At 48.9% G+C, this 14155-nt stretch carries 22 protein-coding genes; all 22 read left to right on the top strand.

Annotated elements, in window-relative coordinates; translation table 11 throughout:
* Window positions 1-20: 20 nt before the first annotated feature.
* The 22 genes from fkpA to rpsQ all read left to right on the top strand — a co-directional run bounded on the left by fkpA (window position 21) and on the right by rpsQ (window position 14062).
* Window positions 21-839 (top strand): FKBP-type peptidyl-prolyl cis-trans isomerase, encoded by an 819-nt coding sequence (fkpA, locus tag PGW97_RS15050; protein ID WP_217391749.1) that lies wholly within the window; start codon window positions 21-23, stop codon window positions 837-839.
* Between the two features lie 282 nt (window positions 840-1121).
* Entirely contained in the window at window positions 1122-1844 is a 723-nt protein-coding gene (locus PGW97_RS15045) for a helix-turn-helix transcriptional regulator (RefSeq protein WP_047887129.1), read from the top strand.
* Window positions 1841-2233 (top strand): sulfurtransferase complex subunit TusD, encoded by a 393-nt coding sequence (gene tusD, locus PGW97_RS15040; protein WP_273857612.1) that lies wholly within the window; start codon window positions 1841-1843, stop codon window positions 2231-2233. Before PGW97_RS15045 ends, tusD begins: the two co-directional genes overlap by 4 nt.
* Window positions 2234-2244: 11 nt before the next feature.
* The gene (tusC, locus tag PGW97_RS15035) at window positions 2245-2601 is read left to right on the top strand and encodes a sulfurtransferase complex subunit TusC (protein ID WP_047887127.1); all 357 of its coding nucleotides are present in this window, start codon (window positions 2245-2247) and stop codon (window positions 2599-2601) included.
* Between the two features lie 7 nt (window positions 2602-2608).
* On the top strand, window positions 2609-2902 hold the full coding sequence (gene tusB, locus PGW97_RS15030; protein ID WP_273857610.1) for a sulfurtransferase complex subunit TusB: 294 nt from the start codon (window positions 2609-2611) through the stop codon (window positions 2900-2902).
* Window positions 2903-3080: 178 nt separating this feature from the next.
* Window positions 3081-3455, top strand: coding sequence for a 30S ribosomal protein S12 (rpsL, locus tag PGW97_RS15025; protein WP_004399892.1), 375 nt, complete (start codon window positions 3081-3083; stop codon window positions 3453-3455).
* A gap of 95 nt (window positions 3456-3550) precedes the next feature.
* Window positions 3551-4021, top strand: coding sequence for a 30S ribosomal protein S7 (gene rpsG, locus PGW97_RS15020; RefSeq protein WP_047887125.1), 471 nt, complete (start codon window positions 3551-3553; stop codon window positions 4019-4021).
* A gap of 90 nt (window positions 4022-4111) precedes the next feature.
* Entirely contained in the window at window positions 4112-6208 is a 2097-nt protein-coding gene (gene fusA / locus PGW97_RS15015; protein WP_273857586.1) for an elongation factor G, read from the top strand.
* Window positions 6209-6317: 109 nt separating this feature from the next.
* Window positions 6318-7502, top strand: coding sequence for an elongation factor Tu (tuf, locus tag PGW97_RS15010; protein WP_107193913.1), 1185 nt, complete (start codon window positions 6318-6320; stop codon window positions 7500-7502).
* Window positions 7503-7944: 442 nt separating this feature from the next.
* Window positions 7945-8133, top strand: a complete 189-nt coding sequence (locus PGW97_RS15005; RefSeq protein WP_047885231.1) for a (2Fe-2S)-binding protein — start codon at window positions 7945-7947, stop codon at window positions 8131-8133.
* Between the two features lie 72 nt (window positions 8134-8205).
* Entirely contained in the window at window positions 8206-8682 is a 477-nt protein-coding gene (bfr, locus tag PGW97_RS15000; RefSeq protein WP_047885230.1) for a bacterioferritin, read from the top strand.
* A gap of 440 nt (window positions 8683-9122) precedes the next feature.
* A complete protein-coding gene (gene rpsJ, locus PGW97_RS14995) occupies window positions 9123-9434 on the top strand; it encodes a 30S ribosomal protein S10 (protein ID WP_002541412.1) in 312 nt (103 codons plus the stop codon).
* Window positions 9435-9449: 15 nt separating this feature from the next.
* On the top strand, window positions 9450-10079 hold the full coding sequence (gene rplC / locus PGW97_RS14990; RefSeq protein ID WP_047885229.1) for a 50S ribosomal protein L3: 630 nt from the start codon (window positions 9450-9452) through the stop codon (window positions 10077-10079).
* Window positions 10080-10095: 16 nt separating this feature from the next.
* Window positions 10096-10698: a 50S ribosomal protein L4 gene (gene rplD / locus PGW97_RS14985; RefSeq protein ID WP_047885228.1), complete on the top strand. Its 603-nt coding sequence runs from the start codon at window positions 10096-10098 to the stop codon at window positions 10696-10698.
* The gene (rplW, locus tag PGW97_RS14980) at window positions 10695-10997 is read left to right on the top strand and encodes a 50S ribosomal protein L23 (RefSeq protein WP_047876489.1); all 303 of its coding nucleotides are present in this window, start codon (window positions 10695-10697) and stop codon (window positions 10995-10997) included. The genes rplD and rplW overlap by 4 nt, the downstream gene beginning before the upstream one ends.
* Before the next feature lie 18 nt (window positions 10998-11015).
* Window positions 11016-11840: a 50S ribosomal protein L2 gene (gene rplB, locus PGW97_RS14975; protein ID WP_047885227.1), complete on the top strand. Its 825-nt coding sequence runs from the start codon at window positions 11016-11018 to the stop codon at window positions 11838-11840.
* Between the two features lie 20 nt (window positions 11841-11860).
* Entirely contained in the window at window positions 11861-12139 is a 279-nt protein-coding gene (gene rpsS / locus PGW97_RS14970; RefSeq protein ID WP_007469141.1) for a 30S ribosomal protein S19, read from the top strand.
* Between the two features lie 14 nt (window positions 12140-12153).
* A complete protein-coding gene (rplV, locus tag PGW97_RS14965; RefSeq protein WP_047885226.1) occupies window positions 12154-12486 on the top strand; it encodes a 50S ribosomal protein L22 in 333 nt (110 codons plus the stop codon).
* A 19-nt stretch (window positions 12487-12505) separates the two neighbouring features.
* A complete protein-coding gene (gene rpsC, locus PGW97_RS14960) occupies window positions 12506-13195 on the top strand; it encodes a 30S ribosomal protein S3 (protein WP_047885225.1) in 690 nt (229 codons plus the stop codon).
* Between the two features lie 11 nt (window positions 13196-13206).
* Window positions 13207-13617: a 50S ribosomal protein L16 gene (gene rplP, locus PGW97_RS14955; protein ID WP_047885224.1), complete on the top strand. Its 411-nt coding sequence runs from the start codon at window positions 13207-13209 to the stop codon at window positions 13615-13617.
* Entirely contained in the window at window positions 13617-13808 is a 192-nt protein-coding gene (rpmC, locus tag PGW97_RS14950; RefSeq protein ID WP_047885223.1) for a 50S ribosomal protein L29, read from the top strand. The genes rplP and rpmC overlap by 1 nt, the downstream gene beginning before the upstream one ends.
* On the top strand, window positions 13808-14062 hold the full coding sequence (rpsQ, locus tag PGW97_RS14945) for a 30S ribosomal protein S17 (protein WP_047885222.1): 255 nt from the start codon (window positions 13808-13810) through the stop codon (window positions 14060-14062). The genes rpmC and rpsQ overlap by 1 nt, the downstream gene beginning before the upstream one ends.
* Window positions 14063-14155 lie beyond the last annotated feature (93 nt).

Below are 14155 nucleotides of genomic sequence, written 5' to 3'. Positions count from 1 at the left end.
AACACATGATGGAGAAATACATGAAACCTGTTCTAAAGATGTCTGTTTTGGCCGCAACTATTCTGCTCGCCGTCGGCTGTCAAGATGAAAAAACTGCGGAAACGAAACCGGCTGAGCCTGCAAAAGTAGAGCAGGTCGCAACAGAATCTGCTGCACCGGCCACCTTTGCCACGGAAGATGATAAAGCGGCTTACGCCATTGGTGCGTCACTGGCACAATACCTGGCGGCTAACCTGGATCAGCAAAAAGAGCTTGGCCTGTCGCTAAGCCGCGATCAGGTTCTGGCGGGTGTGACTGATGTGTTTGCCGGCAACAGCCGTCTGTCTCAGGAAGAAACACAGCAAGCGCTGCAGGATTTGGATCACCGAGTTTCTGAAATGGTTCAGCAGCAAGCCAAAGCGGAAGCGGATAAAAACCTGAAAGCCGGTGAAGAGTTCCGCGCAGAATTTGAGAAAAAAGACGGTGTAGTGAAAACAGAATCTGGCCTGCTGTACCACGTAGAGACAGCGGGTGAAGGCGACAAGCCAGCTGCGACTGACACCGTAAAAGTGCACTACAAAGGCACACTGACCGACGGTACCGAGTTTGACAGCTCTTACAAGCGTAATCAGCCTGCGACGTTCCCGCTGAATCAAGTGATTCCGGGCTGGACGGAAGGTGTTCAGCTGATGCCGGTTGGTTCGAAGTACACGTTCGTTATCCCGCCAGAGCTGGCATACGGTTCACAGGCCAACCCAAGCATTCCGGCAAATTCAACGTTGGTGTTTGAAGTGGAATTGCTGGATATCGTGAAAGCCGATGCCCCTGCGGCAGAAGTACAGGAAAGTGCGGCACAGTAACACGCCCGCACCCTATTTAATGCGTCACTGGCAGCTAATCTGCTGGTGAACAATCCCAAAAACCCGGCTCAAGCCGGGTTTTTTGTGCATTACAGCAGGATTCGTGGCTATCAAGTATTCAGGCTCCTGTCATTATTCTGATAAACTTGCAAGCAAGATTTGAATTGTATGGTCCACTGCTGCATCAACCGGCAGGGCAGGACTAGCCCATTCTATTTATTTTCGTTTTCCCAGTCGGCAGCTGAAGCTAAATACAATGGGATTGAGCAAGGAAGAAGACGAGTGGTTTCTACAGACAACTTTGGCTCTGAGGTGATGGTCGAGAGTGACCTGATCGAGCCCCGTGCTTTCAGTGAGCATGATTACACGATTTTACGTTCTTACGAGGCGGTGGTAGATGGACTGGCCGCCCTGATCGGCCCGTTCTGTGAGATCGTGCTGCACTCGCTGGCGGATCTGAATACGTCAGCGATTAAGATTGCCAACGGTGAGAATACCGGCCGTAAAGTCGGCTCGCCGATCACAGACCTGGCACTGCGAATGCTGCGGGATATCGAAGGCTCGGAGCGCAATTTCTCCCGCGCCTACTTCACCCGGGCAAAAGGCGGTGCGCTGATGAAATCGATCACCATTGCCATTCGCAATGCGGATAACAGCATCATCGGTCTGCTGTGTATTAACGTCAATCTGGATGCGCCATTCTCGCAAATTCTGCAATCCTTCATGCCAACCGATGAAGCCAAGCAGGCCGCATCGACCGTGAACTTTGCCAGTGATGTGGATGAGCTGGTGGACCAGACCGTTGAGCGAACCATCGAAGAAATCAATGCAGATAAGAATGTGTCGAACAACGCGAAGAACCGTCAGATTGTGATGGAACTGTTCGATAAAGGGATCTTTGATATCAAAGATGCCATTAACCGCGTGGCTGATCGTCTGAACATTTCCAAGCACACCGTGTATCTGTATATCCGCCAGCGTAAAACCGAGGACGGCGAAAAATGAGCCTGACCTACGTGCTGGTCGTGCAGGGGCCGGCGTACGGTACCCAGGCCGCCCGTTCGGCCTATCAGTTTGCCGAGGCCGTGTTGGCGAAAGGCCATAGCCTGTCCCGGATCTTTTTCTACCAGGACGGTGTGCACAATGGGTCGGCACTGACGGCACCGGCGTCGGATGAGTTCGATCTGGTTGCGGCCTGGCAACAGCTAGCCCGCGGCCATGGCGTTGAGCTGCAAACCTGCGTCGCGGCTGCCCTGCGACGCGGTATTGTGGGTCAGCAGGAAGCCACTCAAAACCAGCTACCGACAACCAATCTGGCGGAAGGTTTTGAACAGGCCGGACTGGGCGGCTTGGCTGAGGGCATGCTGACCGCCGATCGCGTGATTCAGTTTTAACGGAACAACACATGAAAACACTGGGTTTTGTATTTCGCACCGCCCCGCACGGCAGTGCCAGCGGGCGAGAAGGACTGGACGCTGTATTGGCCACTTCGGCTTACAGCGAAGATATCGCGGTCTTTTTCCACGCCGATGGTGTGATGCAGCTGCTGGCAAACCAGACGCCACAAGCGATCCTGTCCCGCGACTATATTGCGACGTTCAAAATGCTGGATCTCTATGACATTGAGCAGATTTATGTCTGCCGCCGTTCACTGGAAGAGCGGGGTGTGGAACCGTCCAGTCTGCTTATCGACGTCACGGTCTGTGAGCCGGAAGTCTTTTCTGCCCACTTGCATGCCTGCCAGCGCATTCTGACTTTCTGAGGCCACTATGCTCCATATCTTCACCAGCTCCCCGTTTCAGAGCCGTGCACTTGAACAAAGTCTGTCGACGATCGTCGCGGATGACGCTGTTCTGCTGATTCAAGATGCAGTTTTAGCCATAACGGCGAATTTTGACGCGCTGACCGTCCTGCGCGACCAGGGCATCACAATTTCTGTCCTGTTACCGGATCTGCACGCCAGAGGGTTGGTGGGTCGCCTGAGAGAGGGTTTTGAAGGCGTTGATTATCAAGGTTTTGTTTCGCTAACTGAAGCTCACGAAACCCAGATGAAATGGGACTAAAACCCGCTAAAAACGGGCGAAACAACCACCGAATTAGCCTGCCTAAGAAATGATCATTTGATTGATCGTTGGTTATATCTTGACACGTTTAGGCGCGATGCCTAAAATTTCGCGTCCTCCTGTTGTTGGGAGGCGGATTTTTCACATTTACGAAAGTAATATTTTCAGGAGCTATTTAATGGCAACTATTAACCAGTTGGTACGTAAGCCACGTGCTAAGCAAGTTGTAAAAAGCAACGTGCCTGCACTAGAAGCGTGCCCACAGAAGCGTGGTGTATGTACTCGTGTATACACTACTACTCCTAAGAAACCAAACTCAGCACTACGTAAAGTGTGCCGTGTTCGTCTGACTAACGGTTTCGAAGTTACTTCATACATCGGTGGTGAAGGCCACAACCTTCAAGAGCACTCAGTTGTTCTGATCCGTGGTGGTCGTGTTAAAGACCTTCCAGGTGTTCGTTACCACACCGTTCGTGGTGCACTTGACTGTGCTGGTGTTAACGACCGTAAACAAGGTCGTTCTAAGTACGGTGTGAAGCGTCCTAAGTCTTAATGGATTTCCGTTAAGTAAGGCCAAACACAAATTATTTTATTTTTGAAGAAACTGAAAAGTTTTGGATAACCTGAAGAAGACAACGGAGAAAATCCATGCCACGTCGTCGCGTAATCGGTCAGCGTAAGATCCTTCCAGATCCAAAGTTCAAATCTGAACTGCTGGCAAAATTCGTTAACATCCTAATGGTTGACGGTAAAAAATCTACTGCAGAAAAAATCGTTTACACTGCACTAGACACAATGGCTGAGCGTTCTGGTGAAGAACAGCTAGCTATCTTCGAAAAAGCTCTTGAAAATGTTCGTCCAGCGGTAGAAGTTAAGTCTCGCCGTGTGGGTGGTTCAACTTACCAGGTTCCAGTAGAAGTACGTCCAGTGCGTCGTAATGCTCTGGCAATGCGTTGGTTGGTTGAAGCTGCGCGTAAGCGTGGTGAAAAATCTATGGCTCAGCGTCTGGCAGCAGAAATGCTGGATGCAGCTGACAACAAAGGTTCTGCTGTTAAGAAACGTGAAGACGTTCACCGTATGGCAGAAGCGAACAAAGCGTTCGCACACTACCGCTGGTAATATACCCGGTAATACCGACCAGGCGCAGCAAGCATGGCTTGCTGCGCCTCACCCGTATTCTAAGGTACCCCTTAGTAAGAGGATACTGCCGTGGCTCGTAAAACGCCTATCGAGCGCTACCGCAACATCGGTATTTGTGCTCACGTTGACGCCGGTAAAACGACAACTACCGAGCGTATCCTGTTCTACACAGGCTTGTCTCACAAGATTGGTGAGGTTCACGACGGCGCAGCTACCATGGACTGGATGGAGCAGGAGCAGGAGCGTGGTATCACAATCACATCTGCTGCAACTACGACCTTCTGGCGTGGTATGGAAGCGCAATTCCCTGAGCACCGCATCAACATCATCGATACCCCTGGACACGTTGACTTTACCATTGAGGTAGAGCGTTCACTGCGTGTGCTTGACGGTGCGGTAGTGGTTTTCTGTGGTTCATCCGGTGTAGAGCCTCAGTCTGAAACCGTTTGGCGTCAGGCTGATAAATACCATGTACCTCGTATGGTATTCGTGAACAAGATGGACCGTGCTGGTGCTGACTTCCTGCGTGTGGTCGAGCAGATTAAAAACCGTCTTGGCGCAAACCCAGTGCCGATTCAATTGAATATTGGTGCTGAAGACGAATTCAAAGGCGTTATCGATCTGATCAAGATGAAGTCTATCAACTGGAATGAAAGCGATCAGGGTATGTCATTTACCTATGAAAGCATTCCGGCCGATATGCTTGAACTTGCAGAAGAATATCGTCAGAACCTGGTAGAAGCTGCCGCTGAAGCCTCTGAAGAACTGATGGACAAATACCTGGAAGAAGGTGAACTGTCAGAAGCAGAGATTAAAGCTGGTCTGCGTCAGCGTACGCTGGCGAACGAAATCGTGCTGGCTACTTGTGGTTCTGCATTTAAGAACAAAGGTGTTCAGGCTGTTCTGGATGCTGTTGTTGAATTCCTGCCTGCACCAACGGACGTGAAATCGATTCGTGGTGAAGATGAGCACGGTAACGTAATTGAGCGTCATTCAAGCGATGACGAACCGTTCTCTGCGCTGGCATTCAAAATCGCTACTGACCCATTTGTTGGTAGCCTGACCTTCATGCGTGTTTACTCTGGGGTTGTGAATTCAGGTGATACTGTCTACAACTCTGTAAAAGAGAAACGCGAGCGTTTCGGTCGTATCGTACAGATGCACTCGAACAAGCGTGAAGAGATCAAAGAAATTCGCGCCGGCGATATCGCCGCTGCAATCGGTCTGAAAAATGTGACCACCGGTGACACACTGTGTGATCTTGACCATAAAGTAGTTCTAGAGCGTATGGAATTTCCAGAGCCGGTAATCCAGATTGCTGTAGAGCCTCGCTCCAAAGCTGACCAGGAAAGAATGGGTGTCGCGCTGGGTAAACTGGCTGCTGAAGATCCATCGTTCCGTGTTGAAACCGATGACGAATCTGGTCAGACACTGATTTCAGGTATGGGTGAACTGCACCTGGATATCATCGTTGATCGTATGAAGCGTGAGTTCAGCGTTGAATGTAACGTTGGTAAACCTCAGGTGGCGTACCGTGAAACTATCCGTGGTAAAACGGAAGTGGAAGGTAAATTTGTTCGCCAGTCTGGTGGTCGCGGTCAATATGGTCACGTATGGCTGAAAATCGAACCTTCAGAACCAAATGAAGGCTTCGTATTCGTGGATGAAGTTGTTGGTGGTGTGGTACCAAAAGAGTACATCGGTGCTGTTGCTAAAGGTATCGAAGAGCAGATGAACAACGGTGTGTTGGCGGGCTATCCTGTACTGGATGTCAAAGCGACCCTGTTTGACGGCTCTTACCACGACGTTGACTCCAACGAAATGGCATTTAAGATTGCCGGTTCTATGGCCTTCAAGAAGGGTGCCCTGCAGGCGTCCCCAGTGATTCTTGAGCCATTGATGAAAGTTGAAGTAACAACTCCAGAAGATTGGATGGGTGATGTTGTTGGTGACCTGAACCGTCGCCGCGGCATGATCGAAGGTATGGATGAGGGCCCAGCAGGTCTGAAGATCATCCGTGCTAAAGTACCATTGTCTGCGATGTTTGGTTACGCAACTGACCTGCGTTCAGCGACTCAGGGTCGTGCGTCATACTCTATGGAATTTTGTGAATACGCCGAAGTTCCTAAGAATATCGCCGACGCTATCATCGCAGAGCGTGGTTAATCGCAATATCTGTATTGCGCCAATGGCTGTTGGCGCATAAAATAGCAACTTCTGACGCGCCCCATATTTAATCCGGTGGGGCGTATCACAACTAGGAAGGAACACGATCGTGTCTAAAGAAAAATTTGAACGTACGAAACCGCACGTTAACGTTGGTACAATCGGCCACGTTGACCACGGTAAAACTACTCTGACTGCTGCTATCTGTACTGTACTGGCTAAAGTATACGGCGGCGCAGCGCGTGACTTCGCATCTATCGATAACGCGCCTGAAGAGCGTGAGCGTGGTATCACAATCTCTACTTCTCACGTAGAGTACGATACTCCTACTCGCCACTACGCACACGTAGACTGCCCAGGACACGCCGACTACGTTAAGAACATGATCACCGGTGCTGCTCAGATGGACGGTGGTATCCTAGTTGTTGCTGCTACTGATGGCCCAATGCCACAGACTCGTGAGCACATCCTGCTAGGCCGTCAGGTTGGTATCCCTTACATCATCGTGTTCATGAACAAGTGTGACATGGTTGATGACGAAGAGCTGCTTGAGCTGGTTGAGATGGAAGTTCGTGAACTTCTGTCTGAGTACGACTTCCCAGGCGACGACTGCCCAGTAATCATGGGTTCTGCTCTGGGCGCGCTGAATGGCGAAGCTCAGTGGGAAGAGAAAATTGTTGAGCTGGCTGAAGCACTGGATTCATACATCCCAGAGCCAGAGCGTGCAATCGACAAGCCGTTCATCCTGCCAATCGAAGACGTATTCTCAATCCAAGGCCGTGGTACTGTTGTAACTGGTCGTGTTGAGCAAGGTATCGTTCGCGTAGGTGACGAAGTAGCAATCGTTGGTATCAAAGATACTATCACTACTACTTGTACTGGCGTTGAGATGTTCCGTAAGCTTCTGGACGAAGGCCGTGCTGGTGAGAACGTTGGTGTTCTTCTGCGTGGTACTAAGCGTGACGAAGTTGAGCGTGGTCAGGTTCTGGCTAAACCAGGTTCAATCACTCCACACACTACTTTCACTTCAGAAATCTACGTTCTGTCTAAAGATGAAGGTGGCCGTCACACGCCGTTCTTCAAAGGCTACCGTCCACAGTTCTACTTCCGTACTACTGACGTGACTGGTACTATCGAACTGCCAGAAGGCGTTGAGATGGTAATGCCAGGCGACAACGTATCTATGACTGTAACTCTGATCGCGCCAATCGCGATGGACGAAGGTCTACGCTTCGCAATCCGTGAAGGTGGCCGTACAGTTGGTGCTGGTGTTGTTGCTTCGATCATCGCTTAATTTGCGATTGTCTTAAAGACATACCTGAAAAAGGGAGCTTCGGCTCCCTTTTTTGTATTTGTGCCATATGATTCTTCTTTCTTCTTTCTTCAGCGGTTTTGCTTAGGCTGTAATGGCTGTAATGGCTGTAATGGCTGTAATGGCTGCGTGGCGGTACTCATCGTCTTTGTTACTGATGAATGCACTTCGTTAAAGGCATCGCTGCATGACACATATCCACTCTCTAACTCGCAATTAGGGGCACTTTTTATGCTGATGTTAGACTGATACCGTCAATACCAAAACGTGTCTTGGTTAGTCTACATAGATGTAGTTATATTCTTCTGGGGAATAATTCGGGAGATATCTATCTTAAATAGTATAAAAACTCACCATCCTATAACTAGTAATGAAAACAATTCTTGTTTATATTTGCTGTGTTAATTAAGGCGATGGAGTGAGTATGTACGTTTGTCTTTGCCACGGTATTTCCGATAAAAAAATTATTAAACTGACTCAGCAAGAAGGAATTACTGACATTCGTGGAATCCGTCAGGTGACTCCGCTGGGTTCGCAGTGTGGCAAGTGCATTCGCCAGGCTAAAACGATTATTGAACAGACCTTAACCCCCAGTTATAAAAAAGCCTGCTAATCAAACGGCTGCTTTTTGACACTCAACTGATCGGTTCTATGCTTTATAGAACTGACAGAGGAGTGTTTTGTAATGAAAGCTGATCCGAAAATCATCCAACACCTCAACAAGGTCCTCGGCAACGAACTCGTTGCAATCAATCAGTATTTCCTTCATGCCCGGATGTACAAGGACTGGGGGCTAAAGCATCTGGCTAAAAAAGAATATGATGAGTCTATTGATGAGATGAACCATGCGGATCATCTGATTGAGCGGATTTTATTTCTCGAAGGTATCCCAAACTTACAAGACCTCGGAAAGCTTAATATTGGCGAAGACACTCAGGAAATGCTGGAGTGTGACTTAGCATTAGAGATGGCGGCTATACCTGATTTGAGAGATGCCATCGCCTATGCAGAAGAAGTGCGGGATTATGTGTCTCGCGATCTGTTCCAGGACATTCTTGAAGATGAAGAAGAGCATGTCGACTGGTTGGAAACTCAGCTCGATCTGATTGAGCGGATGGGTATTGCAAATTACAACCAGGCTCAGATTGTCGACGAGGATTAACGGTCAGCCGAGCGACATTGTATTCGTGCCATATAGTCGAATCCAACAGTGGGGCAGGGCAGCGATTATCGCTGCCCTGTTTCTTTATGGCCGATAGCGGTTACTGAGGCGCATTCGGGCAAGGCCTCGTAAGCGATATCCATTGGTTGACGATTATTTTTGCAGCATTACTTGCGTTCCTTTTTGTGACCTGTATAATGCTCGCCACTGCTGAGGTAAACCTCCTAAGTGTGCAGTTGTGAACCAATGAGCGTTGAGGAAGAGGTCGCTAGTCGATCTGGTTAATGTATACTCTGACTTATGTTCGCAGTCATTTAATTGACTGACAATGTGTCCGATATGGATGCTACGTTCACATAAATCAATCGGCATTCTCTCGTCTTAACGAGTCTGAGTGGCGATATTGTTTGTGTAAATTTTTATATTTGGAGCTCTGTCTCATGCAGAACCAACGTATTCGTATCCGCCTGAAGGCGTTCGATCACCGTTTGATCGATCAGTCAACTGCGGAAATCGTTGAAACAGCTAAGCGTACTGGCGCGCAGGTTAAGGGTCCAATCCCTCTACCTACTCGCAAAGAGCGTTTCACTGTTCTTATTTCTCCACACGTTAATAAGGACGCACGTGACCAGTACGAAATCCGTACTCACAAGCGCCTTATCGACATCGTTGAGCCAACAGACAAGACTGTTGATGCTCTTATGCGTCTAGACCTAGCTGCTGGCGTTGATGTTCAAATCAGCCTAGGTTAATGGGGAGATAAGAGAATGATTGGTCTAATCGGTCGTAAAGTGGGCATGACCCGCGTATTTACCGAAGATGGCGTTTCTATCCCAGTAACTGTGGTTGAAGTTGAAGCGAACCGTGTTTCTCAGGTTAAAACTGTTGAAACTGACGGCTACAACGCAATCCAGGTAACTGCTGGTGCAAAGAAAGCTAACCGTGTTTCTAAGCCAGAAGCTGGCCACTTTGCGAAAGCAGGTGTTGAAGCTGGTCGCGGTCTTTGGGAATTCCGTCTAGAGAACAACGAAGAGTTCGCTGTTGGCGCTGAGCTGACTGTTGAGCTGTTCAACGAAATTCAGAAAGTAGACGTTACTGGTACATCTAAGGGTAAAGGTTTCCAAGGTGCTGTTAAGCGCTGGAACTTCCGTACTCAAGATATGACCCACGGTAACTCCTTGTCTCACCGTGCTCCTGGTTCTATCGGTCAATGTCAGACTCCAGGTCGCGTATTTAAAGGCAAGAAAATGGCTGGTCACATGGGTGCTGAGCGTGTAACGACTCAAAACCTAGAGATCGTACGTGTTGACGCTGAGCGCAACCTGCTTCTTATTAAAGGTGCAGTCCCAGGCGCAACTGGCGGTAACGTGATCGTTAAACCAGCTGTTAAAGCGTAACGTCGAGGAGTTAGTAATGGAATTGGTAGTCAAAGGCGCTGACGCGCTAACTGTCTCCGAAACTACTTTTGGGCGTGAGTTTAATGAAGCGCTTGTACATCAGGTAGTTGTTGCTTATGCAGCAGGTGCTCGTCAAGGTACTCGTGCTCAGAAAACCCGTTCTGACGTTTCTGGTGGTGGCGCTAAGCCATGGCGCCAGAAAGGTACAGGTCGCGCTCGTGCAGGTACAATCCGTAGCCCACTATGGCGTACCGGTGGTGTAACTTTCGCTGCTCGTCCACAAGACCACAGCCAGAAAGTTAACAAGAAAATGTACCGTGGTGCGATGAAGAGCATCCTGTCTGAACTAGTACGTCAAGAGCGTCTGGTTGTTGTAGACAGCTTCTCAATCGAAGCACCAAAAACTAAAGCGCTGGTTGCTAAGCTGAAAGAGCTTGAGCTGACTGACGCGCTGATCGTAACTGGCGAACTAGATGAGAATCTGTTCCTGGCTGCACGTAACCTATACAAAGTAGACGTTCGTGATGCTAAGGCAATCGACCCAGTTAGCTTGATCGCTTTCGATAAAGTTGTGATGACTGCTGATGCAGTTAAACAAGTTGAGGAGATGCTGGCATGATCACTGAAGAGCGTATCCTGAAAGTTCTGCGTGCTCCGCACATCTCTGAAAAAGCGACTATGGCTGCAGAAAACGGTAACACTATCGTTTTCAAAGTAGCGATGAACGCAACTAAGAAAGAGATCAAAGCAGCAGTTGAAAAACTGTTCGAGGTTGAAGTTAAGTCTGTAAATACTCTTATCACTAAGGGTAAGACCAAGCGTCAAGGCATGCGTCAAGGCCGTCGTTCAGACGTGAAGAAAGCGTATGTGATCTTGAAAGAAGGTCAAGACATCGACTTCGCTGGTAGTGCAGAGTAAGGCTAGGAGCAAAGAAGAATGGCTATTGTAAAATGTAAGCCGACTTCCCCAGGTCGTCGCCACGTAGTTAAAGTGGTTAACTCTGACCTGCATAAGGGTAAGCCGTACGCACCACTGCTAGAGAAAAAATCTAAGACTGGTGGTCGTAACAACAACGGTCGTATCACAGTACGTCACATCGGTGGTGGTAACAAAAATGCTTACCGTATCATCGACTTCAAACGTACTAAAGATGGCATCCCAGCGAAAGTTGAGCGTCTAGAATACGATCCAAACCGTAGTGCAAACATCGCTCTGGTACTATACGCAGACGGTGAACGCCGCTACATCATCGCGCCTAAAGGCCTGCAGGCTGGTGACGCTATCCAGTCTGGTGAAGATGCTGCGATCAAAGTTGGTAACACTCTACCAATGCGCAACATCCCAGTAGGTTCAACAGTACACTGTGTTGAACTGAAGCCTGGTAAAGGTGCTCAGCTGGCTCGTTCAGCTGGTGCATACGCTCAGATCGTTGCTCGTGCAGGCACTTACGTGACTCTGCGTCTGCGTTCTGGTGAGATGCGTAAAGTTCTTGCTGATGGTCGTGCGACTCTTGGTGAAGTTGGTAACGCAGAACACATGCTACGTGAACTAGGTAAAGCTGGTGCTTCACGTTGGCGCGGTGTTCGTCCAACTGTACGTGGTGTTGTAATGAACCCAGTTGACCACCCACACGGTGGTGGTGAAGGTCGTACTTCTGGTGGTCGTCACCCAGTGACACCATGGGGTGTACCGACTAAGGGTTACAAAACTCGTAAGAACAAACGTACCGACAAGTACATCGTACGTCGTCGTAACAAGTAATTTATATCAGAGGATAAGCCATGCCACGTTCTCTCAAGAAAGGTCCTTTTATTGACCTGCACTTGCTGAAGAAGGTAGAGAAAGCGGTGGAAAGCGGTGACAAGAAGCCTGTTAAGACTTGGTCCCGTCGCTCAATGATCATCCCTCAGATGATCGGTTTGACCATCGCTGTCCATAATGGTCGTCAGCACGTTCCTGTTTTCGTTTCTGAAGAAATGATCGGTCACAAGCTAGGCGAATTTGCACCAACACGCACTTACCGCGGTCACGCTGCGGATAAGAAAGCTAAGAAGCGCTAAGAGGAGTATAGGTAATGGAAGCTATCGCTAAACATCGCTTTGCTCGCATCTCACCGCAGAAAGCACGTTTGGTTGCAGATCAACTGCGCGGTAAGCCAGTTGCACAAGCTCTAGAAATTCTGACTTTCAGCAACAAAAAAGCTGCTGATCTGATCAAGAAAGTTCTAGAGTCTGCTATCGCTAACGCAGAACACAACGAAGGCGCAGACATCGACGATCTGAATGTTGCGAAAATCTTCGTTGATGAAGGTCCTACCATGAAGCGTATTATGCCTCGTGCTAAAGGCCGTGCCGATCGCATCTTGAAGCGTTCTAGCCACATCACTGTTGTTGTAGCAGACCGCTAAGAGACTAGGAGAGAAAGCAATGGGTCAAAAAGTACATCCTAATGGTATTCGTCTTGGCATCGTTAAGCCATGGAATACCACTTGGTTTGCTAACAGCCAAGAGTTCGCTGACAACCTAGACGGCGACTTCAAGGTACGTCAGTTCCTAACTAAGGAACTAGCAAAAGCGTCTCTGTCACGCATCGTTATCGAGCGTCCTGCTAAGAGCATTCGTGTAACTATTCACACTGCTCGTCCAGGCGTTGTAATCGGTAAGAAAGGCGAAGACGTAGAAAAACTACGTGCACGTGTTGCTCAGATCGCTGGTGTTCCAGCTCAGATCAACATCGCAGAAGTACGTAAGCCTGAGCTAGACGGTCAACTAGTTGCAGACAGCATCGCGTCTCAGCTAGAGCGTCGCGTTATGTTCCGTCGCGCTATGAAGCGTGCAGTACAGAACGCTATGCGCCTTGGCGCTAAAGGTATCAAAGTAGAAGTAAGCGGCCGTCTAGGCGGTGCTGAAATCGCACGTTCTGAGTGGTACCGTGAAGGTCGTGTACCTCTACACACTCTTCGTGCTGACATTGATTACGCAACTTCTTCGGCTCACACCCAATACGGTGTAATTGGCGTTAAAGTTTGGATCTTCAAAGGTGAAGTTCTGGGCGGCATGCCAGTTGAAGAGCCAAAGGCTGACAAGCCTAAGAAGCAGCGCAAAGGCCGTAAATAAGGAGTTTATTGATGCTGCAACCTAAACGCACTAAATTCCGCAAGACTCATAAGGGTCGTAACCGCGGTCTAGCGAACGGTACTGACGTAAGCTTCGGTACATTTGGTCTTAAAGCAGTTGGCCGTGGCCGTATTACTGCTCGCCAGATCGAAGCAGCTCGTCGTGCGATGACTCGTCACATCAAACGTCAGGGCCAAATCTGGATTCGTATCTTCCCAGACAAACCAATTACATCTAAGCCTCTTGAAGTTCGTCAAGGTAAAGGTAAAGGTAACGTTGAGTACTGGGTAGCTCAAATCCAACCTGGTAAAGTTCTGTACGAAATGGATGGTGTTCCTGAAGCACTGGCTCGTGAAGCATTCGATCTTGCTGCACGTAAGCTACCTATCAAGACAACATTCGTAACAAAGGCGGTGATGTGATGAAAGCACAAGATCTGCGCGCTAAAAGCGTTGAAGAACTGAATGCTGAGCTTGTGAACCTGCTGCGCGAGCAGTTCAACCTGCGCATGCAGGCTGCAACTGGTCAGCTTCAGCAAACTCACACTCTGAAAGCTGTACGTCGCGATATCGCACGTGTTAAAACCGTTCTGACTGAGAAGGCGGACGCATAATGAGCGAGAAAATTCGTACTCAGCTTGGTCGCGTAGTTAGCGACAAGATGGACAAGTCTATCGTTGTTGCAATCGAGCGTAAGGTGAAACACCCAATCTACGGTAAGTACATCACTCGCACGACTAAGCTTCACGCACATGATGAGAACAACGAGTGTGGCATCGGCGACACAGTTGAGATTCGTGAGTGCCGTCCACTGTCTAAGAACAAATCTTGGACTCTGGTACGTGTAGTAGAAAAAGCTCGCATCTAAGCGGTCTTAGCTACGACATAACTGAGCGGCCCCGAAAATTTTTGGGGCCGTTTATTTTTTGTCTACCCATCGGGCGAAAAGAGTGTTATCATT

It is taken from the genome of Photobacterium sp. GSS17 (assembly GCF_028621875.1).
Classification (GTDB): domain Bacteria; phylum Pseudomonadota; class Gammaproteobacteria; order Enterobacterales; family Vibrionaceae; genus Photobacterium; species Photobacterium ganghwense.
The sequence above is the reverse complement of the archived record's forward strand: the minus strand, read 5'-3'. Positions and strand labels throughout refer to the sequence as shown.